Below are 1,609 nucleotides of genomic sequence, written 5' to 3'. Positions count from 1 at the left end.
GCGTTGTAGTTGAGGTCCTGCTCCATCCGTTCCCACAGCCTCATCGACAATTCGTAGAAGCCGGTATTGCCGGGCAGGCCGTAGTTGGAGCGGATGATGGTGGTGTTACGGCCGGCGTTGCCGGAGCCGATCCAGCCTTTTTCCAGCACCGCGACGTTGCGGATGCCGAACTCGCTGGCGAGGAACCATGCCGTCGCCAGCCCGTGGCCGCCGCCGCCGATGATCACCACATCGTAGCGGCCCTTCGGGCTGGCGTCGCGCCAGGTGCGCTGCCAGTTCTTGTGGCCGGAGAGGGCGGCGCGGGCGAGCGAGAAGATCGAGTATTTCATAAAGTCATTCCGAGCTCGCTCGCATCGCGCTGATGGTCTTCCTTAACGCATCGGATTCGTCCGAAAACCGCTTCGCACTTTTCGGTCCGATGCTTCAGATATCCAGCGTGTGGTCGCGCTCCCACTGCGTGAAGTGCGAAGCATAGGAATTCCATTCCTGCTGCTTCAGCTTTAGGTAAGCCGACGAGAATTCCTCACCCAGCGCCGCCTTCAGCGATTTGTCATTGTCGAACTCGCGCAGCGCGTCGAGCAGGTTGAGCGGCAGTTTCGGCGCATCCGTCACGGTATGGCCGAACTGGTACATGTCGATGTCGTAGCGTTTGCCCGGGTCGGCCTTCGAGCGGATGCCATCGAGACCGGCAGCGATGATGACGGCCTGCAGCAGATACGGGTTGGCTGCACCGTCGGGCAGGCGCAGCTCGAAACGGCCCGGGCCTGGCACGCGCACCATGTGGGTGCGGTTGTTGCCGGTCCATGTCACCGTGTTCGGTGCCCAGGTCGCGCCAGAAATCGTGCGCGGCGCATTGATGCGCTTGTAGGAATTGACCGTCGGGTTGGTGATCGCCGCAAGTGCCGAGGCATGCTTCATGATGCCGCCAAGGAAGTTCCTGCCCTTGGCGGAAAGGCCGAGCTCCATCGCATTGTCGGCGAAGACATTGGTCTTGCCGGTCTCGTCCCACACCGAGATATGCGCATGGCAGCCATTGCCGGTCAGGCCCTGGAAGGGCTTGGGCATGAACGTCGCGCGCAGGCCGTGCTTTTCGGCAATCGACTTCACCATGAATTTGAAGAAGGAGTGCTTGTCGGCGGTCGCAAGCGCATGGTCGAATGTCCAGTTCATCTCGAACTGGCCGTTGGCATCCTCATGGTCGTTCTGGTAGGGGCCCCAGCCCAGCGCCAGCATGTGGTCGCAGATCTCGGCGATGACGTCGTAGCGGCGCATCACCGCCTGCTGGTCGTAGCAGGGCTTTGAGGCTGTATCGTATTCGTCGGAGATCGCCTTGCCGTCCGGCGAGATCAGGAAGAACTCCGCCTCGACGCCGGTCTTGACATGCATGCCGTCGCGTGCGGCCTCTTCGATCACCCGCTTCAGCGTGTTGCGCGGTGCCTGGCCGACCTCCTTGTCGTCCATGATGCAATTGGCGGCGACCCAGGCGACCTCCGGCTTCCACGGCAACTGTATGACCGAGGCTGGATCCGGCACCGCCAGCATGTCCGGATGCGCCGGGGTGAGATCGAGCCATGTGGCGAAGCCGGCAAATCCCGCGCCGTCCTTCTGC

Annotated in this window: 2 protein-coding genes; both read right to left on the bottom strand. The window is 62.3% G+C overall.

The genetic code is table 11. From position 1 onward, the window contains the following. Positions 1–329 (bottom strand): FAD-dependent oxidoreductase (locus tag EN781_RS32150; protein WP_127400708.1); only part of this gene is annotated, 329 nt, incomplete at its 3' end. Positions 330–423: 94 nt separating this feature from the next. Continuing rightward, positions 424–1,609, bottom strand: a 1,186-nt coding sequence (gene glnT, locus EN781_RS32145; protein ID WP_127400707.1) for a type III glutamate--ammonia ligase, incomplete at its 5' end; no start/stop codon positions are given.

This window comes from Mesorhizobium sp. M4A.F.Ca.ET.090.04.2.1 (genome assembly GCF_003999085.1).
GTDB lineage: Bacteria > Pseudomonadota > Alphaproteobacteria > Rhizobiales > Rhizobiaceae > Mesorhizobium.
This window is presented reverse-complemented; position numbering and strand designations above follow the sequence as displayed.